The sequence below is a fragment of the Silicimonas algicola genome (assembly GCF_003148765.1).
Lineage (GTDB): Bacteria > Pseudomonadota > Alphaproteobacteria > Rhodobacterales > Rhodobacteraceae > Silicimonas > Silicimonas algicola.
On record NZ_QGGV01000006.1, the window covers coordinates 39,532 to 59,164 of the forward strand.

The 19,633-nt window shown below is 67.1% G+C and carries 19 protein-coding genes; 7 read left to right on the forward strand and 12 right to left on the reverse strand.

What is annotated here, in order from left to right:
• Positions 1-113: 113 nt before the first annotated feature.
• From C8D95_RS13575 to rpe, 3 genes are all read left to right on the forward strand, one after another.
• The gene (locus C8D95_RS13575; protein WP_109759738.1) at positions 114-617 is read left to right on the forward strand and encodes an Lrp/AsnC family transcriptional regulator; all 504 of its coding nucleotides are present in this window, start codon (positions 114-116) and stop codon (positions 615-617) included.
• Positions 617-1,048: a helix-turn-helix domain-containing protein gene (locus C8D95_RS13580; protein ID WP_109759739.1), complete on the forward strand. Its 432-nt coding sequence runs from the start codon at positions 617-619 to the stop codon at positions 1,046-1,048. The genes C8D95_RS13575 and C8D95_RS13580 overlap by 1 nt, the downstream gene beginning before the upstream one ends.
• 88 nt (positions 1,049-1,136) lie before the next feature.
• Positions 1,137-1,832, forward strand: a complete 696-nt coding sequence (gene rpe / locus C8D95_RS13585; protein WP_109759740.1) for a ribulose-phosphate 3-epimerase — start codon at positions 1,137-1,139, stop codon at positions 1,830-1,832.
• On the opposite strand, the gene ccoS is transcribed toward rpe, so the two are convergent.
• The 8 genes from ccoS to ccoN form a co-directional block, all read right to left on the reverse strand.
• Positions 1,829-1,966 carry a cbb3-type cytochrome oxidase assembly protein CcoS gene (ccoS, locus tag C8D95_RS13590; RefSeq protein WP_109759741.1) on the reverse strand — a complete coding sequence of 46 codons (138 nt, stop codon included), beginning with the start codon at positions 1,964-1,966 and terminating at the stop codon, positions 1,829-1,831. The two genes, rpe and ccoS, sit on opposite strands and share 4 nt — an antisense overlap.
• Entirely contained in the window at positions 1,963-4,080 is a 2,118-nt protein-coding gene (locus C8D95_RS13595; RefSeq protein WP_109759742.1) for a heavy metal translocating P-type ATPase, read from the reverse strand. The genes ccoS and C8D95_RS13595 overlap by 4 nt, the downstream gene beginning before the upstream one ends.
• On the reverse strand, positions 4,077-4,532 hold the full coding sequence (locus tag C8D95_RS13600) for a FixH family protein (protein ID WP_109759743.1): 456 nt from the start codon (positions 4,530-4,532) through the stop codon (positions 4,077-4,079). The genes C8D95_RS13595 and C8D95_RS13600 overlap by 4 nt, the downstream gene beginning before the upstream one ends.
• A 4-nt stretch (positions 4,533-4,536) precedes the next feature.
• Positions 4,537-5,946, reverse strand: coding sequence for a cytochrome c oxidase accessory protein CcoG (ccoG, locus tag C8D95_RS13605; protein WP_109759744.1), 1,410 nt, complete (start codon positions 5,944-5,946; stop codon positions 4,537-4,539).
• Positions 5,947-6,113: 167 nt separating this feature from the next.
• Positions 6,114-6,986, reverse strand: a complete 873-nt coding sequence (gene ccoP / locus C8D95_RS13610; protein ID WP_420902636.1) for a cytochrome-c oxidase, cbb3-type subunit III — start codon at positions 6,984-6,986, stop codon at positions 6,114-6,116.
• Positions 6,983-7,162, reverse strand: a complete 180-nt coding sequence (locus C8D95_RS13615; protein ID WP_109759745.1) for a cbb3-type cytochrome c oxidase subunit 3 — start codon at positions 7,160-7,162, stop codon at positions 6,983-6,985. The genes ccoP and C8D95_RS13615 overlap by 4 nt, the downstream gene beginning before the upstream one ends.
• Before the next feature lie 13 nt (positions 7,163-7,175).
• Positions 7,176-8,000: a cytochrome-c oxidase, cbb3-type subunit II gene (ccoO, locus tag C8D95_RS22280; protein ID WP_109759746.1), complete on the reverse strand. Its 825-nt coding sequence runs from the start codon at positions 7,998-8,000 to the stop codon at positions 7,176-7,178.
• Positions 8,001-8,009: 9 nt separating this feature from the next.
• A complete protein-coding gene (ccoN, locus tag C8D95_RS13625; RefSeq protein ID WP_109759747.1) occupies positions 8,010-9,611 on the reverse strand; it encodes a cytochrome-c oxidase, cbb3-type subunit I in 1,602 nt (533 codons plus the stop codon).
• A gap of 152 nt (positions 9,612-9,763) precedes the next feature.
• On the opposite strand from ccoN, the gene C8D95_RS13630 reads away from it, so the two are divergent.
• Positions 9,764-10,693, forward strand: coding sequence for a ketopantoate reductase family protein (locus C8D95_RS13630; protein WP_109759748.1), 930 nt, complete (start codon positions 9,764-9,766; stop codon positions 10,691-10,693).
• A 1-nt stretch (position 10,694) separates the two neighbouring features.
• On the opposite strand, the gene fnrL is transcribed toward C8D95_RS13630, so the two are convergent.
• Positions 10,695-11,432 carry a transcriptional regulator FnrL gene (gene fnrL / locus C8D95_RS13635; RefSeq protein ID WP_109759749.1) on the reverse strand — a complete coding sequence of 246 codons (738 nt, stop codon included), beginning with the start codon at positions 11,430-11,432 and terminating at the stop codon, positions 10,695-10,697.
• A gap of 59 nt (positions 11,433-11,491) precedes the next feature.
• On the opposite strand from fnrL, the gene hemN reads away from it, so the two are divergent.
• The gene (gene hemN, locus C8D95_RS13640; RefSeq protein WP_109759750.1) at positions 11,492-12,835 is read left to right on the forward strand and encodes an oxygen-independent coproporphyrinogen III oxidase; all 1,344 of its coding nucleotides are present in this window, start codon (positions 11,492-11,494) and stop codon (positions 12,833-12,835) included.
• 7 nt (positions 12,836-12,842) lie between these two features.
• Here the strand turns inward: hemN and C8D95_RS13645 are convergent, their stop codons facing one another.
• Positions 12,843-13,589, reverse strand: coding sequence for a sulfite exporter TauE/SafE family protein (locus tag C8D95_RS13645; protein ID WP_109759751.1), 747 nt, complete (start codon positions 13,587-13,589; stop codon positions 12,843-12,845).
• 22 nt (positions 13,590-13,611) lie between these two features.
• Positions 13,612-17,067 (reverse strand): chromosome segregation protein SMC, encoded by a 3,456-nt coding sequence (gene smc, locus C8D95_RS13650; protein ID WP_109759752.1) that lies wholly within the window; start codon positions 17,065-17,067, stop codon positions 13,612-13,614.
• 130 nt (positions 17,068-17,197) lie between these two features.
• Here smc and C8D95_RS13655 point away from each other — a divergent pair, with 130 nt between their 5' ends.
• Both C8D95_RS13655 and C8D95_RS13660 read left to right on the forward strand, forming a co-directional pair.
• Complete coding sequence (locus C8D95_RS13655; protein WP_109759753.1) at positions 17,198-17,785, forward strand: YdeI/OmpD-associated family protein; 588 nt, start codon at positions 17,198-17,200, stop codon at positions 17,783-17,785.
• Between the two features lie 36 nt (positions 17,786-17,821).
• Entirely contained in the window at positions 17,822-18,601 is a 780-nt protein-coding gene (locus C8D95_RS13660; protein ID WP_109759754.1) for an HTD2 family dehydratase, read from the forward strand.
• Positions 18,602-18,604: 3 nt separating this feature from the next.
• Here C8D95_RS13660 and C8D95_RS13665 read toward each other — a convergent pair whose 3' ends face one another.
• Entirely contained in the window at positions 18,605-19,615 is a 1,011-nt protein-coding gene (locus C8D95_RS13665; protein ID WP_241239707.1) for an NAD(P)/FAD-dependent oxidoreductase, read from the reverse strand.
• Between the last annotated feature and the right edge of the window lie 18 nt (positions 19,616-19,633).

Consider the following 19,633-nt stretch of genomic DNA (forward strand, 5'->3'; position numbering starts at 1 on the left):
CGTTTCGGTAAAGGATTCAATGTTCCGGAGAAGATTTCACCTTTCAAAAGGGATTTTTCTCTTCGTTTCGGAGAAAAACGCCAATAAGTTGCAAGGGAGGAGGAACGCCCGTCATGAGGTTGAGTCCCACAGATCGAATGATCCTGGAGCTTCTTCGGGAGAACAGTCGTAGATCATTGACGGAGATTGCGGCAATCGTGGGGCTTTCGCGCCCGACGGTGCGCCATCACGTCGACAAGCTGGTGCGCGGAAACGTCATCCGCCGCTTCACCGTCGAGATCGAGCCGACCCATGCCGCTCGTGCCGGCGGCGTGCGCGCCATGTTCGACGTGCGTCTCAGGCGCAACGTCTGCGGCAAGGTCTTCGCCTCGATTTCCGGGTGGAGCGAGCTTGTCTCGGCCTGGTCGACGTCGGGGTCCACGGACATGCGGGTTCTGGTCGAGGCGGCCGACCAGACCATGATCGAGGATCTTCGAGACCGGCTGGCCCGCCATCCGGAGGTGGCGTCGCTGAGCACCGCGATGGTTCTCAAGACCTGGTGCGAGCGCATCTCGGGGATCCACGAAACGGCGCCTGAGGGATACGTCATCACGCGGGACGGAGAGCTTGTCTCGTGATGCAGAGCGAAAAGGGAATCGACCGGGAACTGGGTGCGCTGGTGCGGATGCACCGCGTGGCGCGCGGCATGACGCAGGTCGAGCTTGCGCGCGCCGCCCGGATCACACCGATGCAGCTCGAAGGCTATGAGACCGGGATGAACCGGCTCTCCATTCCTCGGCTCATGGGACTGTGCCGGGCTCTCGGCCATTCCGCACAGGCGCTGATGTCGGAACTGGAGCGTCGCCTGGAATTCGGCGAGGCGACGACTGCGGGATCGGCTCCGGGGATCGAGTTTCTCGCCACGAACCGAGGACGTCAGCTTGTGCGCGCTTTGGCCGATTGCGACAGGCCTGAGCTGATCGACGCGATCTCTCACCTCGTGACCGCAGCGACCCTGGCGCAGCGGGATGGCGACAAGCGCACCAAAAGCGCGGGCGTGGCGACCTGAACGCCACCGTGTCGCGGTCCGGCGGCGTTGCGCAGGCAGCGCATTTGACGGACAATGGCGCGACCAGCCCAAGGGGACCCTGCGACCGATGACCTTCGACCGCCGCGTGAAGATCGCGCCGTCCATCCTGTCCGCCGACTTCGCCGACTTCGGGCGCGAGATCCGCGCGGTCGAGGACCAGGGCGCGGACTGGATCCATGTCGACGTGATGGACGGGCACTTCGTCCCGAACCTGACGTTCGGTCCGCCCGCGGTGAAGGCCTTTCGCAAGCACGTCACCACCGTGATGGACGTCCACCTGATGATCGCGCCCGTCGATCCCTACATCGAGGCCTTCGCGGAGGCCGGCGCCGACATCCTGACCGCGCATATCGAGGCGGGGCCTCACCCGCACCGCACGCTTCAGGCGATCAGGGCCGCTGGGATGAAGGCAGGCGTGGCGTTGAACCCCGGCACGCCGGCCGGGGCCGTGGAGCACTTGCTGGACCTTGCCGACATGGTCTGTGTGATGACAGTGAACCCGGGGTTTGGGGGGCAGAAGTTCCTCGACATGACGGGGAAGGTCCGTCGCCTGCGTCAGATGATCGGGGACCGCCCGGTGCACATCGAGGTCGATGGCGGCGTCGACCCCCGGACGGCGCCCCTCGTCGTCGCGGCGGGAGCGGACGTGCTGGTCGCGGGATCGGCTGTCTTCAAGGGCGGTTCGGTTGGCGATCCGTCGCCCTACGGCGACAACATCCGCGCAATCCGCGCGGCGGCCGAGGCGGTGTCGCGCGCGGCCTAGTCGCGGTCGATGATCCGCCAGGCGTCGCCGTCGGGGTCGTCGTACTGGTCATGCCGGATGGTCCAGATGAAGGCCACCAAAGCGCCCAGACCCAGGATCAGCGAGCAGGGGACAAGGATCACGAGGATGTTCATGCGCGCCTCACGCGAAGGGCATTCAGGATGACGGTGACCGAGCTCGCCGACATCGCGAGCGCCGCCCAAAGTGGCGTGGCGAGACCGGCGAGGGCCAGGGGGATGGCGACGGCGTTGTAGGCGGCCGCGAGCCCGAAGTTCTCGAGGATGCGGCTGCGCGACGCTTTCGCCATGGACAGCGCGTCTCCGATGCGGGAGAGGCCCGTTCCGGTCAGGATCACGTCCGCGGCGTTGCGGCTTGCCTCCAGCGCACTGCCCGGAGCGATCGAGGCGTCGGCGGCGGCGAGGGCTGCGGTGTCGTTCAGCCCGTCGCCCACCATCAGAACCTTTCGGCCCTCGGCTTGGAGGGCGGCGACGTAGGCCTGTTTCCGGTCGGGCGTCATCTCGGCCTCCACCGTGTCGACGCCGAGCGCCTCGGCGGTGCGTGCGGCCTTGTCGGCGCGGTCCCCGGTCAGGATGCGGACATCGAGGCCCTTCGATCGCAGCGCGTCGAGCGTGGCGCGGGCGTCTGGCAGAAGGCTTTCGCTCCGTTGCATCGGCCAATCCTTCGAGCCGATGCGCAGCACCGTCTCGCCGTCGCCGCCTCGTCCCAGGAAGGCGGGTCGGCCGGACCAGATTGCGTGGATGCCAAATCCGGCTTCCTCGCGCACATCGGAGATCGCGGCGGGCCGGACACCTGCGAGCGCCGTGACGAGGCTTCGGGACAGAGGGTGCTCCGAGGCCGCCGCGAGCGCAGCGAGGATGCCTTCCGCCTCGCGCGGAAGACTCTCCGGCGGGGTCAGTGTCGCTCGCGTCAGGGTGCCGGTCTTGTCGAAGACGACCGTGTCGATCCCCGCGAGCCGTTCCAGCGCCGTGTCCGAGGTGACAAGCATTCCGCGCCGGAACAGGGAGCCCGTCGCCGCGGTCGCCACGGCAGGGACGGCGAGGCCCAGCGCGCAGGGGCAGGTGATGATGAGGGTCGCTACCGCGACGTTGAGCGCATGCCGGACATCGCCGGTTGCCCAGGTCCACCCGATGAAGGCCGCGAAGGCGATCAGATGAACGGCGGGCGCATAGATCGCCGCCGCGCGGTCTGCGAGGCCGGTATAGCGGGTGCGCGCCGCCTCGGCGACCGCGACGAGGCGGGCCATGCGCCGCAGGGTCGTGTCCTCGCCGACGGCCGTCGCGCGGACGGTGATCGGGCCGGTCAGGGTCACATCGCCCGCCACCAGCCCCGCGCCCCGGAACCGGGTCACGGGATCGCTTTCGCCGGTCACGAGGCTTCGGTCGATCCGTGCGCTGTCGTCCAGAAGCTCGGCGTCGACGGGCAGGCGGGCGCCTGCGGGCAGCCAGAGGGTATCCCCCGCGGCAACGTCCGTCAGGGGACGGTTCACCCGCTCGCCAGCCTCGATGCGCGTCACGCGCGATGGCTCGAGTGCGGCGAGGTCATGGGCGGCCGAGCGCGCGGCTCGGCGCATCCGGGCGTCCAGGACACGGCCCGCGAGGAGGAAGAAGGTCAGCGAGAGCGCGGCGTCGAAGTAGGCGTGGTCGCCGCCCTCCATCGTCTCGAAAAGAGACATGCCGCAGGCGAGAAGGATGGCGAGCGAGATCGGCACGTCCATGTTGAGACGCGCGGCTCTCAACGCGGACCAGGCATTACGGAAGAACGGCTGCGCGGCGAAAAGCGCAGCGGGCAGCGCGATCATGGCGCTGATCCAGTGGAAGAGGTCTCGCGTGGCGTCGGCTGCGCCCGACCAGACTGCGACCGACAGGAGCATCACGTTCATCATCGCGAAGCCCGCCACGCCAAGGCGAAGGATCAGGTCGCGTCCGGCGGCGTCTCGGTCGGGTGCAGTGTCGGACTCATAGGCCTCGTGCCCTGCGCGGGAGAGCGCGGTGATCCAGGGCGTGGGGTCGGCGTTCGGCGTTGCGGTGATGGCAGCGCGTTTCAGCGTCAGGTTCACCCTTGCGTCGCGGATGCCGGGCTGGGCGCGCAGGGTGTCCTCGACCGTGCGGATACAGCTTGCGCAGTGAATGTTCGGCAGGACGAGGTGATGGGTGGGCATGCCGCGCGCCGCCACGCTTTCGGCGACCGGCGCGGCGCCGGAACAGGCGGGGCAGGCGGCGACGGTCATCCGGCGACCTCAAGATGGAGGAGCTTGCGGAAGACCGTGCCGTCAGTGGCTACGGCCTCGAGCCGAAGCGTCCATTTGCCGGGGCCGAGGTCGGGGACACCGGCGACGAAGGCCGTGCCATCGAAGCGAAAGTCGGGCGTCCGGTCTTCGTTCACATGCGTTGCGCGGCCGAGAAGCGCCTTGGTGATGATCGGCTCGATAGCGCGGATCCTGTCTGCGAACGCCAGCCGCAGCCGTCCATCCTCGATGCGTGCATCCACCGTCCAGCCAAGCGCCTCTTGCGAGGCACGGTCGGCGTCGAAGGTCTGGCTTGCGACATAGGAATTCTTCACCTCGAGACCGGGGAAGGTCGAGATCGCCTTTGTCGCGAGAAGAACGTTCACGCCGATGATGACCGAGAAGGCGGCCCCGAACATGGCTGCGACGTGGCGGCCGGTGATTTCCTGCACCATGGGATCATCCCCTCCCTGTGAAGATGCTGTCGTGGTAGACCCGCTCGCCCGAGACGAGGTCTTCGATCCAGAAGCGGATCTCGGTATGCTCGTCCGACGCGGGGTCCGAGGACTGCGGAGCGGTGACATAGACGCGCTGCTGGAGCGTCTCGTTTGCCGGAACCTCGACCGACTCGTAGACCGTGCCCTCGAGCGCGGCCCGGATGGTGGGGTCGCCGGTGACGTGGATGCGGAAGGGCCGGTCTTCGCCGTGCATGTTGCGCAGGCGGAAATCATAGGCGTTCCGGACAGAGCCATCGGACAGCGTGACGAATTGCGGATTGCGGACCTGCGTGACGTTCACGTCGATGTCGGCGCGAACGAAGAGCGCATACAGGAGGGCGACGCCGATCAGCGACCAGGCCGCGGTGTAGACCAGTGTCCGGGTGCGGAAAACGTGCTGCCAGACGGGTCGCGGCGGCATGCCGGCGGCCTCGCGCGGGGCGTCCGAAAGGGCGAGGTAGTCGATAAGACCGCGCGGCTTGCCGATCTTCTCCATCACGTCATCGCAGGCGTCGATGCAGAGCGCGCAGGTTATGCAGGCCAGCTGCTGGCCGTCCCGGATGTCGATGCCCATCGGGCAGACGTTGACGCAGGCGTTGCAGTCGATGCAGTCACCCAGTCCATCGCGGTTCTTGCCCTTGCCGCGCGGTTCGCCGCGCCATTCCCGGTAGGCCACGGTCAGCGTGTCGTCGTCCATCATCGCGGCCTGGATGCGTGGCCAGGGACACATGTAGATGCACACCTGCTCGCGCATGAAGCCGCCGAAGATGAACGTGATGGTGGCGAGGATGAAGATCGTCGAATAGGCGACGGGCGGTGCGTCGAACGTCACGAGGTCGCGCAAGAGCGTCGGGGCGTCGGCGAAGTAGAAGACCCAGGCGCCACCCGTCGCGATGGCGATCAGGAGCCAGAGCGTCCACTTGGTCAGGCGTAGCCGTGCCTTCGTCGCCGACCAGGGTGCGTTCAACAGCCTCACCCGCGCGTTGCGGTCACCCTCGACCCATCTCTCAACGAGGATGAAGAGGTCGGTCCAGACGGTCTGGGGGCAGGCGTAGCCGCACCAGACGCGGCCAAGCGCCGAGGTGAAGAGGAAAAGCCCGAGGCCGGCCATGATGAGGAGGCCTGCGACGAAATAGAACTCGTGCGGCCAGATCTCGATCCAGAAGAAATAGAAGCGCCGTCCGGCGAGGTCGATCAGAACCGCCTGATCGGGCAGGTTGGGGCCGCGGTCCCACCTGATCCAGGGGGTCACGTAGTAGATGCCGAGCGTCAGCGCCATCAGCCACCACTTCAGCGAGCGGAAGCGGCCCGACACGCGGCGGGGAAAGATCGGCTCGCGCGCCGCGTAGAGGGATTGGCCTTGGAGACTCATGGGTGTTTCGTCCTGTTCGCAAGTCCGGTTCTAGTGGACCGGGGGAAAGCGGCCTTGACCTGCATCAAGGGTCCCCGGTTCCGGCTTGTGTGCGAACAGGTGCCGGAACCGGGGTGCCGGGCTCGCGCGATTGCGCGCTCGGGCCCGGTCTCGAAGACGGGAGGTTGCTACTCCCCGCCCCCAAGCTGGTGAACGTACAGCGTCACGGCCTTGACGTCGGCCAGGCTGAGGCGCTGGCCCCAGGCCGGCATGACGCCGAAGCGCGCGTTGGTGATGGTCGTAACCACGGTGTCGAGGTCGCCGCCATAAAGCCAGATCGCATCCGAGAGGTTTGGCGCGCCCTGCTGGCGGTCGCCGGTTCCGTCGTCCATGTGGCAGGCGGCGCAGTTGTCGGCGAAGAGGGTCGCGCCTTCGGCCGCAAGTGCTGCGTCGTGGTCCCCGTCAGAGAGCGACAGGACATGATGCGCAGTAGCGACAATCTCCTCCTCCGAGAGGATGTCTCCGAAGGCCGGCATCTCGGACCAGCGGGCGTCGGGGTCGGTTTCGTTGCGGATGCCGTGCGCGACGGTCGTCTGGATGGCCTCCAGATCGCCTCCCCACAGCCAGTCGTCGTCGAGGAGGTTGGGATAGCCCTTCGCCCCCGCGGCGCCAGCGCCGTGGCACTGCGAGCAGTTGGCGCGGAATATCGACGCGCCGCCTGCGACGCCGAACTGATGCGCCGGATCGGACGGCGACAGCAACGCAAGATCGCTGCTCGCCAGTGTCGCGGACACCGCCGCGTTCTGATCCTCGAAGCGCTGGATCTCTGCAGCCACCTCGGCGCGGGTCGAATAGCCGAGGACACCCGCTGTCGCGCCGCTTACCAGAGGCCAGGCGGGATAGGCGATGGTATAGCCGATGCCCCAGATGATCGTCAGGTAGAAGGTCCACAGCCACCAGCGCGGCAGCGGATTGTTCAACTCCTGGATGCCGTCCCACTCGTGCCCTGTGGTCTCGATACCCGTCACTTCGTCTTTCTTCTTGCCGTCGGCCATCGTCATTCTCCGTCCTTGGCCACGATCGGCCGATCGTTCCTCAGCGGGATGCCCGCTATGTCGTCATGCGTCTTGCGGCTGCCAGGTCGGAAGGCCCAGAGAATGGCGCCCAGGTAGAAGAGCGCCATCGCCAGAAGGACCCAGCTGTCGGCGAAGGCGCGCAGGATCGAATAGGTGTCCATGTCGAGCGTCTCCTTACCTGTTCGCGACCGGCTCGAAGGTCGAGAAGTCGACCATCGTGCCGAGCACCTGGAGATAGGCGACGAGGGCGTCCATCTCGGTCAAATTCGGGCTGCCGTCGAAGTTCGACACGACCGCGCCCGGATAGCGTTCCAGAAGTCCGTCGGTGTCGGCATCCGGGTTGGCCTGCGCCGTGAAGTCTGCGCGGGCCTCTGTCAGCATCTCGTCCGAGTACGGAACACCCACCATGCTGTGGACCTCCATCGTGTCGGCGATCATCGAGCCGTTGATCCGCGTCCGGCCCAGGAAGGAGTACTTCGGCATGACGCTTTCCGGGACGACGGACTGCGGGTCGTTCAGGTGGTCGACATGCCAGGCGTCGGAATACCGGCCGCCGACGCGGGCGAGGTCCGGCCCCGTCCGCTTCGAGCCCCACTGGAAGGGGTGGTCGTACTTCGACTCCGCCGCCAGGCTGTAGTGGCCGTAGCGCTCGACCTCGTCCCGCATCGGGCGGATCATCTGGCTGTGGCAGACATAGCAGCCCTCGCGGACGTAGATGTCGCGTCCTGCGAGTTCGAGCGGGGTGTAGGGCCTCACGCCCTCGACGTCCTCGATGGTGTTCTCGAGGTAGAAGAGCGGCGCGATCTCGACGATGCCGCCGATGGTGACCACGAGGAACGAGAAAATGAAGAGAAGTGTCGGGCTCTTCTCGAGGATCGCGTGGCGGTTGATGAGACCTGTCTCGGGCGGAAGCTCGTTCGGGATCTCGTTCGGCAGGTCCGAGAGGGTCGAAACCTTCGGATCGCTCTCGGAGTCGGGGATGCTTGGATTCTTAGCCATTGTTCTACCTCATTCCGCCGGAACTGCGGGGACGGCGTTCGACACCCGTGCCGCGCCCCGGATCGTCATCCACATGTTCCAGACCATGACCAGCGCGCCCGACAGGTACAGCACACCGCCGAGAGCCCGGATGACGTACATCGGGAACTTGGCGCTGACCGTGTCGGCGAAGCTGTTGACCAGGAAGCCCTGCGCATCCACTTCGCGCCACATCAGGCCCTCCATGATCCCCGTTACCCACATCGAGGACGCGTAGAGAACGATGCCGAGCGTCGCGAGCCAGAAGTGCCAGTTGATCGCGGCCATTGAGTACATCCTTTCGCGCTGCCACAGACGCGGCACGAGGAAGTAGAGCGCGCCGAAGGTGATCATGCCGTTCCAGCCAAGCGCGCCCGAATGGACGTGACCGATGGTCCAGTCCGTGTAGTGCGACAGCGAGTTGACCGCCTTGATCGACATCATGGGACCTTCGAAGGTCGACATGCCGTAGAAGGCGAGGCTGATGACGAACATCCGGATGATCGGGTCGGTGCGCAGTTTGTCCCAAGCGCCGTTCAGGGTCATCAGGCCGTTGATCATGCCGCCCCACGACGGCATCCACAGGATCACGCTGAACACCATGCCGAGGGTCGCAGCCCAGTCGGGCAGGGCGGTATAGTGCAGGTGGTGCGGACCGGCCCAGATATAGAGGAAGATCAGCGCCCAGAAGTGGATGATCGAGAGCTTGTAGCTGAAGATCGGGCGTTCGGCCTGCTTCGGCACGAAGTAGTACATCATGCCGAGGAAGCCGGCTGTCAGGAAGAAGCCCACCGCGTTGTGGCCGTACCACCACTGCGTCATGGCGTCCTGCACGCCCGAGAAGACCTGTACCGACTTCGAGCCGAAGATCGACACCGGGATCGACAGGTTGTTGACGATGTGCAGCATCGCCACGGTGACGATGAAGGAAAGAAGGAACCAGTTGGCGACGTAGATGTGCCGCTCTTTCCGGATCGCGAGTGTGCCGAGGAATGCCACCAGGAAGGCGACCCACACGACCGTCAGCCAGATGTCGACGTACCACTCGGGCTCGGCGTATTCCTTCGACTGTGTCGCGCCGAGAACATAGCCGGTCGCGGCGAGAACGATGAAAATCTGATAGCCCCAGAAGACGAACCATCCCAGGTTGCCGCCCCAGAGCCGGACGCCGCTCGTGCGCTGGACGATGTAGAACGACGACATGATCAGCGCATTGCCCCCGAAGGCGAAGATCACCGCCGAGGTGTGCAGCGGCCGCAGCCGTCCGAAGTTCAGGAAGGGTTGGGCGAATTCGAGGTTCAGCGACGGGAAGGCGAGCTGAAGAGCGATGATGACGCCGACGAGAAAGCCCGCGATGCCCCAGAAGGCCGTGGCGATCACGCCCGCGCGCACCACGTCATCCATGTAGAGGCCGCGGTCCGCGACGAAGCGCGGCTCACCGAGACGCCTGATCTCGTAGATCAACATGCCCGCCGCAATCACCATCACGATGATCGCGTGGACCTGAAAGGCCAGGTCCCGCGCCCAGTTCGCGGCCAGTGCCGCCAACAGCGCAGTCAGGCCATAGAGGATGACTTTGACGACGTCCCACATGCGTTCCAGTCCCTTGCTTAGTTCCGCGCAGAATCCTCGCGCGGTTTTCCGGATGGTGTCTTCTTGCAGCGGGGCGGGTCGGCTACCTTGACTCAAGTCAAGCGGTAGGGCCGCAACGAAGAAACTTGTAAGACCGGCAGGGGAGAGCGGGAATGAAGGTGATGGTCCTTGGCGCAGGCGCCCTCGGTGGCTATTTCGGCGCGCGTCTTCAGGAGGCCGGCCACGATGTCGCCTATGTCGCGCGGGGAGAGCACCTCGCCGCCATGCAGGCGGACGGGTTGCGCGTCGAGAGCCCGCTTGGCGACATCCGTCTGCCTCGCGTCCACGCGGTCGCCGACCCGCGGGAGGCGGGACCTGCGGACCTCGTTCTGTTCATGGTCAAGACCTACGACGCCGAGGCGGCCGCCCGGTCCCTCAAGCCCGTAATGAGGCCGGAAACCCTGGTCATCACGGCGCAGAACGGTGTCTCGGCGCAGCCGATCCTCGCCGAAGCGGTCGGTCGCTCGGCGGTCCTGCCGGGGGCCGTCTACATGCCCGCCGACATCAGGGCGCCCGGCGTGATACGCCATTCCGCCGCCTTCCATCGCATCGTGTTCGGTCCCTGGGAGGCCGAGGCCATGCCGGGGGCGCGCGACATCCGGACGGCCTTCACGTCTGCCGGTCTCGACGCGCAGGTGTCGGAAGATATCTGGGCGCTGCTCTGGCAGAAGTTCGTGATGATGGCCGCCAACTCGGCCATCACGACGCTCACCCGTCTCGACATCGGTCCGATCCGCGAGACGCCAGAGACGCTCGACCTCCTGCGACGGCTCGTGGACGAGACCTTCCAGGTTGCCCGCGCGACACATCCCTCGGTCGGTGAGGATGCGGCCGCGAAGGCGCTCGACTTCCTTCTCCGCGAAGCACCTCCCACGATGCATGCCTCGATGCTGGACGACCTGCGGCGCGGCAAGCGGCTCGAGCTGCCGTGGCTTTCGGGAGAGGTCGTCCGGCGCGGGCGCGCCTTGGGTATCGACACGCCGGCGCATGAGGTCGTCGTCGGGGCCTTGATGCCTTATGCGCAGGGCAACCCGGCAGCCTAGATCAGAAGATCATGCCGCCATCGTCGTCGTCGCCGGTCTCGGCCAGCAGGCCGCCCAGGTCGGGAATGATGATGCCCCGCTTGCCATCCAGCTCGATGATTCCGTCGGCGCGCAGCTTGGTGAGCTGCCGGCTGACCGTCTCGATGGTCAGGCCGAGATAATTCGCCATCGTCTCGCGCGTGATCGGCAGTTCGATGCGGGTGCCGGTGCCCATTACGCTTCCGTCCGGCCGCGTCGAGCGCTTGACGATCAGGGCGATCAGGCTCGCGATCCGCTCGCGGGCCGTCTTTCGGCCGAGAAGCAGCATCCAGTCCCGCGCCGCGTCGAGCTCGTCGAGCGCCATTTCCAGAAGCCGCTCGCGGACATGCGGGAAGCGCACGAGAAGATCCTCGAAAGGCTTCCGGTTGAAGCAGCAGAGCGTCAGGTCGGTCACTGCCGTCACATCGTATTCGATCGCTGTCCGCCCCGGACGCCCGATGAAGTCGGACGGCAGCAGGAGGCCGACGAGTTGAGTCCTGCCGTCCTCCATCGACCGTGTGAGTGTCGCCACGCCGCCCACGACCGAGGCTACGGTCTCGAGGGGCTCGCCGCGGATAGCGACGGTCTGGCCAGCCGGATAGAACTTGTAGAACTTGATCCGCTCCAGTTCATCGAGCTCGTCGGGTTCACACCGCGAGCAGACGGCCTTGTGCCGGATCGGACAGGCCGAGCAGTCGACCGAGAATTCTTCCCTTTTCATTTTTGGGCCCTTTGACTTGCGTCAATGTCAGGAGCGTCCCCTGCCGGCATGGATGGCACATGACACATCGCGATCTGCTTCGCCGGCACGGTCTATTTGACGCCAAAGTGCCGCGTTTCACAAGCTATCCTCCGGCGAACCGTTTTTCACCCGAGGTAGGGGGCGCGGATCGGACTCGCTGGCTGTCCGATACACCCGACGGATCCGACATATCGCTATATGCGCATATTCCCTTCTGCCGCAGGCTTTGCTGGTTCTGCGCCTGCCGGACTCAGGGGACGAAAACCGACGCACCGCTCGCGCGTTATGTCGCATCCCTCCTGGACGAGGCCGAGGCGGTTCGCGCCATCCTTCCGGCCAGGATCCGTACCCGGCGGCTGCACCTGGGCGGCGGTACACCGACGATTCTTCCAGCGGCACTGATGGACATGCTGCTGACGGGGCTCGCCGTCCGTTTCGGCTCGGCGGACCTCGACGAGGTCTCGGTCGAGATCGATCCGACCGAGATCGACGCAGAGCGCCTCGCCGTTCTCGCCGCGCACGGTCTGAACCGCGCGAGCCTCGGCGTGCAGGATTTCGACCCGAAGGTGCAGCAGGCGATCGGGCGGTTGCAGTCCGTCGACGACACGCGCGCCACGGCGCAGATGCTCGCCGACCTCGGCGTCACGGCGCTGAACATCGACCTGCTCTACGGCTTGCCGTTCCAGACGCGCGAAAGCCTGTCGCGGACGCTCGACGATGTCGTCGCGCTGAATCCGACGCGCCTTGCGCTTTACGGCTACGCGCATGTGCCCTGGATGTCGAAGCGTCAGCAGGTCATCCCCTCGGACGCGCTTCCGGGGCCCGAGGCACGGTTCGACCTCTTCCGGGACGCGCGGGCGAGGCTTCTTCTCGAGGGGTTCGCCGAGATCGGCATCGACCACTTCGCGCGTCCCGGCGATAGCCTTGCCGTGGCGCGGGACGAGGGGCGGCTGGCTCGGTCGTTCCAGGGCTATACCGACGATCGCGTGGATCGGCTGATCGGGCTCGGGGCCTCGGCGATCTCGCGATTCCCGGAAGGCTATGTCCAGAACCACAGTGCGACCGCGCAGTACCAGTCCGAGATCGCTGCCGGGCGCTCGTCGTCGGCGCGCGGTGTCAGGCTTACGCAAGCCGACCGGGCGAAGGGCGATATCATCGAAGCGTTGATGTGCTATCACGCCGTTTCGCTCGACCGGCTTCCCGACCCCGTTCCGGAAGCCGCCGACTGGCTGCGCGACCTCGCCGAGAGCGCCGGCGACGCGGTCGACTTCGACGGCAGACGACTGACGATCCGTCCGTGGGCGCACCCCCTTGTCCGCATCTTCGCGGCACGGCTCGGGCGGACGGCGGCCGGGGCGCAGACCTACAGCGCGGCAATCTGAGAGCGCGTCAGCCGAAGGCCGCGCGGCGCAGCATGTTCAATGCGATCAAGGCGAAAAGCACCATGATGAGTTGGCGAAAGGTGTCCTCGGACAGCCGGCGGCGTATGCGTTCCCCCACCAGCAGCCCGACGGTCGTGGGTATCAGCAGGCCGACCGAGAGCAGCGCCAGGGGTCCGGTCAGAAAGCCCTCGCGGATGTATCCGAAGAAGAGGGGGATCGAGCCGGTGAAAAGCAGGACGCCCGTGGCGCGCACGAACTCCTCCTTGTCGACGCGGCGCGCGCCCAGATAGATCAGCATCGGCGGAAGCCAGATCCCCGCCAGGCCCCCCAGGATGCCCGAGGACGTCCCGAAAAGCACCTGCGCGGCCGGGTCCCAGCCGTCGGGGATTTCAGGCGCCCACTTCGTCGCATTGAGGATGACGTAAAGCAAGATCACCGCGCCGAGGACGCCCAGAAGAACGCGCTCGGACGTGTTCGCCGTGAGCGCGAGCGTCAGCGGAACCATGACGAACATGCACAGGATGTAGGGCAGGTAGCGCGGGATCGCGTCACGGACCCCACCGACCCGATAGAGCTGGAGCGTGTTCGCGACGAAGATCGGGATCAGCGTGACGGCGAAAGCTGTGCGCGGATCGGTGAAGAACGTCAGGATGCCGAGCGTCATCATCGGCAGGCCGACGCCCGCGGTTCCCTTGACGAAGCCGGCGACCAGCAGCGTCGCAGCAAGGATCCAGAGTGCGGGAAGCGCCTCCATCAGGCGCGAGGCGACGAGAGGATCACGCGACCAGCGCCTCGGCCTTGCGGAGGTCGACCGAGACGAGTTGGCTCACGCCCTGCTCTGCCATCGTGACCCCGAAAAGGCGATCCATTCTCGCCATCGTCACCGCATGGTGGGTGATGATGAGGAAACGCGTTTCGGTGCGGCGGCACATCTCGTCCAGCAGGTCGCAGAAGCGTGTGACGTTGGCGTCGTCGAGTGGCGCGTCGACCTCGTCGAGAACGCAGATGGGGGCCGGGTTCGCGAGGAAGACGCCGAAGATCAACGCCAGCGCCGTCAGGGTCTGCTCGCCGCCCGAAAGCAGCGAGAGGGTCGCCAGCTTCTTGCCGGGCGGCTGGCACATGATCTCGAGACCGGCTTCCAGCGGATCGTCCGATTCGACCAGCACGAGCTTCGCCTCGCCGCCTCCGAAGAGGTGGGTGAAAAGGAGCGAGAAGTTCGAGTTCACCTGCTCGAACGCCGTCAGCAGGCGCTCGCGGCCCTCCTTGTTCAGGCTGTTGATGCCGTTCCGAAGCGTGCGGATCGCATCCTCGAGGTCGGTCTTCTCGGTGACGAGCGTGTTGTGCTCTTCCTCGACGGCCTTGGCGTCTTCCTCGGCGCGGAGGTTCACGGCCCCAAGCGCGTCACGGTTCCGGCGCAGGCGAAGAACCTCGGTATCGATCTTCTCGGCCGAAGGCATCGAGCCGGGGTCAGCATCGAGCGTCTCGAGCAGCTTCTGCGGTGTGGTGTCCTGTTCCTCGGCGATGCGCTCGGCGGCCGCTGCGACGGTGGCGCGGGCCGCTTCGGCGCGGGCCTCGGCTGCAGCGCGATGCTCGCGGGCTTCGGACGCGCGTCGCTCGGCGTCGCGTTCGGCGACCTTGGCGTCGCGCTCGGCTGTCTCGGCCAGCGCAAGCGCGTCGGCGGCCTTTGCGCGCCGAGCTTCCGCAATGTCGAGTTCGCTGGACAAGGCGTCGCGGTCGGCGGCGATGCGGGCCGGGAGGTCCTTCGCCTCGGCCAGGTCCGCCTCGGACTGCGCCTGGCGTTCGGCCAGTTCGGCGATTCGTCCGCCGGCGCTCTCGAGACGCTTTTCCCATGTGGTACGTTCGCGCCCGATGTCGGCCAGCCGCTTCGCGCGCGCCTCGCCCTCGCGCTTCAGCTCGTCATGCGCGGACCGTCTGGCGATCATGGTCATCCGCGCGGCTTCCACGGTCATCTTGACGTCTTCCGCGGTCGCCCGAAGGGCTGCCAGGTCGTCGAGATCGGCAAAGGCGCGCTCGGCCTGTGTCAGGGCCGACCGCGCGGCCGTCGCCTCGTCCGCATGGCGCCGCGCGGCCATCTCCGCGGACTCCCGGCGGCCCTCGGCGATGTTGCGGTCGGCTTCGGAGCGGGAGAGGGCGCGACTTGCTTCGGTCAGCGCATGGTCGGCCGCGCGTCGGGCGTCTCGGGTCTCGGCGACGCGGGCGGACAAGGTCTCCATCCGTGCTTTCAGGTGCTCGTGCGCGCGGGAGGCGCCCTCGGCCCGGGCCTTCGCTTCCTCGAGGTCCTGCTTCAACTCCTGAAGACGGTTGAGTTGCTCGAGGCGCAACGCGGCGGCCGAAGGCGCGTCGCCTGCGCCGGCACGAAATCCGTCCCACCTCCAGAGATCGCCCTCGGCGCTGACGAGGCGCTGACCGGGCAGCAGGTCGGCCTGAAGCCTTGCCCCGTCCTTGCGCCCGACGAGACCCACCTGAGACAGACGCCGCGACAGGACGGGCGGCACGCTGACGTAGTTCGACAGCGCCGCGACGCCCGTTGGCAGGTCCTGCACTGCACCGTATTTCGGAAGCTCTGCCCACCCTGAGGCGGCGTCGCCCTCGATGACCGGCGCGCGCAGGTCGTCGGCCAGCGCGGCGCCGATCGCCTTTTCGTAGCCCGACTTCACCGAGAGCAGGTCCATGACCTGACCGCCCTCGGCCGTGTCCCGGTCGACCAGGCGCGCGAGCGCGGCGACTTCGGCCTGAAGCGCCTTGGATTCACCTTCCGCCGAGGACCGGCTGGCGCGGGCCTCGGCCTCCTTGCCCTGGGCCGCCTCGCGGGCATCGTCGGCCTCGGCGAGCGCTGTTTCGGCGGCCGTGGCGGCAGTGCCCGCCGTCGTCAGCGCCGTCTGGGCCGCCGCGAAGGCCTGGGCGGCCCTTGCGAGGTCGTCTGTCGCGGTCCGGGCTTCGCCGCGAGCTTTCGCCTCGGCCTCTTCGGACCGCGCGAGAGTGGTGCGGGAGTCGGAGAGAAGCCTCTCCGCCGACTGGTGCCGGGCGGCCAGGCGCGCCACGTCCTCGGTCAGTTGCGAGAGCGCGTTCTCGCGGTCCTGAAGGATCTTCGCCGCCTCGTGAGCGTCCGCATTCGCGGCCACGAGTGCGGCGTCGTGGCCATCGCCGTCGGTTTCGAGCCTTGTCGCCTCGGAGGTCAGCGCCTCTATCGTGCGTCCCGCGTCGGCGTTCAGTTCGCGCTCGCGGTCGGCGTCACGCGAAAGCTGGGCGATGCGCGCATCGAGCGTCTCGATGGTCCGTGCCGCACGGGCCTCTTCCTCGTCGAGTTGTGTCGCGCGAAGCTGGAGACGGGCAAGAACGGCGGCGGCGATGGCCTCCTCCTCCCGCAGCGCGGGCAAGGCTTCCTCGGTCCTGGCGCGTTCGCCCGTCGCGCCGCGCGCGATCCGCTCGGCCTCGGCCGCAGCGCGGGTTCGCTCGGCGAGGTCGGCCTCGGCCGCGGTCCGCCCGCTCTCGGCCTCGCGCCAGCGGAGGTAGAGGAGAAGGCCCTCGGCATGGCGGAGTTCCTCGGCGATCTCGCGGTAGCGGCGCGCCTGCTTCGCCTGCCGCGCAAGCGACGCGAGCTGCTGCGCCAACTGCTCGATCACATCGTCGACGCGGGACAGGTTGGTCTCGGCCCCCCGCAGCTTCAGTTCGGCTTCGTGCCGACGCTGGTAGAGCCCCGATATCCCGGCCGCCTCTTCCAGCACGCGCCGACGGTTCTGCGGCTTGGCGTTGATGAGTTCCGATATCTGCCCCTGCCGCACCAGCGCGGGCGAATGCGCGCCCGTCGAGGCATCGGCGAAAAGCATCTGCACGTCCCGGGCGCGGGCGTCCTTCGAGTTGACCTTGTAAGCGCTTCCGGCGTCGCGCGTGATGCGCCGCACGATGTCGAGCGTGTCGAGGTCGTTGAAGCCCGCCGGCGCCAGCCTGTCCGAGTTGTCGAGGTGCAGCGACACCTCGGCGAAGTTGCGGGCGGGCCGGGTCGACGCGCCGGCGAAGATCACGTCCTCCATCCCGCCGCCGCGCATCGCCGTGGGCCGGTTCTCGCCCATCACCCACCTCAACGCTTCGAGAAGGTTCGACTTGCCACAGCCATTCGGACCCACGACGCCCGTCAGCCCTTCGGCGATGACAAGGTCTGTGGGGTCGACGAAGCTCTTGAAGCCGTTCAATCTGATGCGGTTGAAGCGCAAGTGCGATCCGTGGAGTGATTCCGGTGCGGGAGTGTCCGGCGGAGGGCCGTGCGAGTCAACGCGGAACCCCAAGGACGGTGTGTTGGTCTGCGGTTATCCACAAGATATTGGCTGACGGGAGGATGAACCAATGGGCGATGCGGACAGACGCGCCGGTGTCTTCTACGATCGAGCCGGGGCCTGGGCGGACGAAATGCGGGCACTGAGGGCCATCCTTCTCGCCAGCCCTCTCGACGAGGCCTTCAAGTGGCGGCAGCCGGTCTACATGTGGGAGGGCGCGAACCTGGCCCTCGTGGGGGCATTCAGGGCGGACTGCGTGCTGTCCTTCTTCAAGGGCGTTCTCCTGACGGACCCCGAAGGTATCCTCGTCCCGCCTGGAGACAACAGCCGCAGCGCGCGGGTCGCGCGATTCACCTCCGTCGAAGACATAGAAACGGCGGCGCCTGCCTTGCGCGCCCTCATCGACGAAGCGATCCGACTGGAGTCGGAAGGCGCCATGGTCGATCTGCCGAAAGACGACCTCGACCCGCCCGCCGAACTCATCGACGCCCTCGACGCCGATGAGCCCTTGAGGGAGGCGTTCGAGGCGCTGACGCCCGGCCGGCGCCGAAGCTGGATCCTGCACCTGAACGGCGCGAAACAATCCGCCACCCGCTCCGCCCGTATCGAGAAGGCGCGCGACCGCATCCTCGCGGGCAAGGGGCTGAACGACCGTTAGTTGCCGGGCCACGCGCAAGGCGCTATCCCCTCGTCCATGAACGGCCAGACCGAAACCACAGCCGACCGGATCGACCCGGCCAGGGCCACCGCCCTTCTCGCCACACTCGGTCTCGAGGGGCGCGCGGAGGTGGGGACCGAGATGCCGCCCTTGTCGCATCTCGCCTTCTTCTGGCACGCCGTGCCCGAAACCGGTCTTGGACGTGACGGGCACGCGCATCTGGGCGGCCTGATCCCGGACCTTGGTCTGCCGATTCGGATGTGGGCTGGAGGGCGGCTGACGTTTCATCGTCCCTTCCGCGCGGGTGTCGCGGCGGAGCGGATCTCGCGTCTGACGACCGTGCAGAAGAAGGAGGGCCGGTCTGGAAAGCTGGCTTTCGTGACACTTCGGCACGACATCCGGCAGAGCAACATGCCCGTCCTCACCGAAGAGCAGGACATCGTCTATCGCGAGCCTGGCGAGTTGACGCGAGAGCCGCCGGTAGAGACGCAGGACGTCGAGGAGCGGCGCGCGCTCAAGCTGTCCGAGATCACGCTGTTCCGCTATTCGGCGCTGACGTTCAACGCACACCGCATCCACTACGACGCCGAGTATTGCCGGGAGGAGGGCTATTCCGGCCTCGTCGTCCACGGTCCCCTGATGGCGACTGCGTTGGCCAATTTCGCCGCCGATACAATCGGACGGCTCAAGAGGTTCTCGTTCCGCGCGACCTCGCCCCTGATCCTGGGCGACGTGGCCTGGCTTTGCCGGAGTGGCGGGCGCTATTGGGTCGAAGGTCCGCGCCGGCGTCTCTGCATGACCGCCGAGGCGCAGTAGCGTTCAGGCCCGGAAGGCGTCCGGGATCCGGTCTCGTCCGTCGAGGACCAGGTCGCAGATGACCCGCGCCACGAGAGGCGCCACGCCGAAGCCGATCTTGAAGCCGCCGTTCGCCACGAAATGCCCGGGCCGCGCCGGGATAGGGCCGAGCAAGGGCGCGCGGCTTGCGGCGCGGGGGCGCACGCCGGCCCATCTCTGGATCACCTCGGCGCCTTTCAGGATCGGCAGCACCTCGCCCGCGCGACGGATGACGTCGTCCAGCGCTTCGTCGGTCGAAGCGGGATCGTCGAACTCGCGTTCCGAGGTCGAGCCGACGGCGACCGTCCCGTCGGCGTGGGGCACGATGTGAAGGGACGAGGCGAAGATCTGCGGATGCCCGCGCGCGTCATGGCGCAGCAGCGCCGCCTGGCCCTTGACGCCCGTGCCGGCGTCCATCTCGACAAGGCCGCGCCATCCTGTGGCCCAGACCGTGGGCGTGCTGTCGTCGGCGTCCGCCATGATCTCGACCCCGCGCGACCGAAGCGCCGCCGTTAGGCTCTCGATGGCGCGTCGCGGGTGAACGCGGGCGGACAGGTCGTCGCGGATGTAAAGACCTGTGGGCGAGGCAGGGCGCCACTGGCCCACCTCGGCCTCGTCGATCACATCCCAGTTTGCCCACCCCCTCCAGTTCCGCATGGCGGCCTCGGCGCGGGTGCGGGCGAGGACGACGTCGCGGTCGGAATGAAGCGGTTGCAGCCGACCAAGACGCCCATATCCCGCAGAGATGCCCGAGACTGCTTCCACCGCCTCCCAAAAAGGCGCCTGGAGCATCAGGCTTTCGAGCTGAAAGTCCTTCTTTTCATTCCAGGAATCCGGCGTGTGAGGCTGCAGCGCGCCGACGATGCCTCCCGAGGCTCCGGCTCCCGGACCGGCGGGGTCCACGACCCGCACGTGTGCGCCGCGCGATTCCGCTTCCCAGGCCACCGACAGGCCGAAGATCCCGGCGCCCCGGACCGTCAGATCGACCATTGCCAAAGCACCCCCTCCTTGCCA

What these genes read in the sequence shown, in the direction of transcription:
- C8D95_RS13575 (WP_109759738.1), top strand. Translation starts at nt 114, where the DNA reads ATGAGGTTGAGTCCCACAGATCGAATGATCCTGGAGCTTCTTCGGGAG.
- C8D95_RS13580 (WP_109759739.1), top strand. Translation starts at nt 617, where the DNA reads ATGCAGAGCGAAAAGGGAATCGACCGGGAACTGGGTGCGCTGGTGCGG.
- rpe (WP_109759740.1), top strand. Translation starts at nt 1,137, where the DNA reads ATGACCTTCGACCGCCGCGTGAAGATCGCGCCGTCCATCCTGTCCGCC.
- ccoS (WP_109759741.1), bottom strand. Translation starts at nt 1,966, where the DNA reads ATGAACATCCTCGTGATCCTTGTCCCCTGCTCGCTGATCCTGGGTCTG.
- C8D95_RS13595 (WP_109759742.1), bottom strand. Translation starts at nt 4,080, where the DNA reads ATGACCGTCGCCGCCTGCCCCGCCTGTTCCGGCGCCGCGCCGGTCGCC.
- C8D95_RS13600 (WP_109759743.1), bottom strand. Translation starts at nt 4,532, where the DNA reads ATGGTGCAGGAAATCACCGGCCGCCACGTCGCAGCCATGTTCGGGGCC.
- ccoG (WP_109759744.1), bottom strand. Translation starts at nt 5,946, where the DNA reads ATGAGTCTCCAAGGCCAATCCCTCTACGCGGCGCGCGAGCCGATCTTT.
- ccoP (WP_420902636.1), bottom strand. Translation starts at nt 6,986, where the DNA reads ATGACGATGGCCGACGGCAAGAAGAAAGACGAAGTGACGGGTATCGAG.
- C8D95_RS13615 (WP_109759745.1), bottom strand. Translation starts at nt 7,162, where the DNA reads ATGGACACCTATTCGATCCTGCGCGCCTTCGCCGACAGCTGGGTCCTT.
- ccoO (WP_109759746.1), bottom strand. Translation starts at nt 8,000, where the DNA reads ATGGCTAAGAATCCAAGCATCCCCGACTCCGAGAGCGATCCGAAGGTT.
- ccoN (WP_109759747.1), bottom strand. Translation starts at nt 9,611, where the DNA reads ATGTGGGACGTCGTCAAAGTCATCCTCTATGGCCTGACTGCGCTGTTG.
- C8D95_RS13630 (WP_109759748.1), top strand. Translation starts at nt 9,764, where the DNA reads ATGAAGGTGATGGTCCTTGGCGCAGGCGCCCTCGGTGGCTATTTCGGC.
- fnrL (WP_109759749.1), bottom strand. Translation starts at nt 11,432, where the DNA reads ATGAAAAGGGAAGAATTCTCGGTCGACTGCTCGGCCTGTCCGATCCGG.
- hemN (WP_109759750.1), top strand. Translation starts at nt 11,492, where the DNA reads ATGACACATCGCGATCTGCTTCGCCGGCACGGTCTATTTGACGCCAAA.
- C8D95_RS13645 (WP_109759751.1), bottom strand. Translation starts at nt 13,589, where the DNA reads ATGGAGGCGCTTCCCGCACTCTGGATCCTTGCTGCGACGCTGCTGGTC.
- C8D95_RS13655 (WP_109759753.1), top strand. Translation starts at nt 17,198, where the DNA reads ATGGGCGATGCGGACAGACGCGCCGGTGTCTTCTACGATCGAGCCGGG.
- C8D95_RS13660 (WP_109759754.1), top strand. Translation starts at nt 17,822, where the DNA reads ATGAACGGCCAGACCGAAACCACAGCCGACCGGATCGACCCGGCCAGG.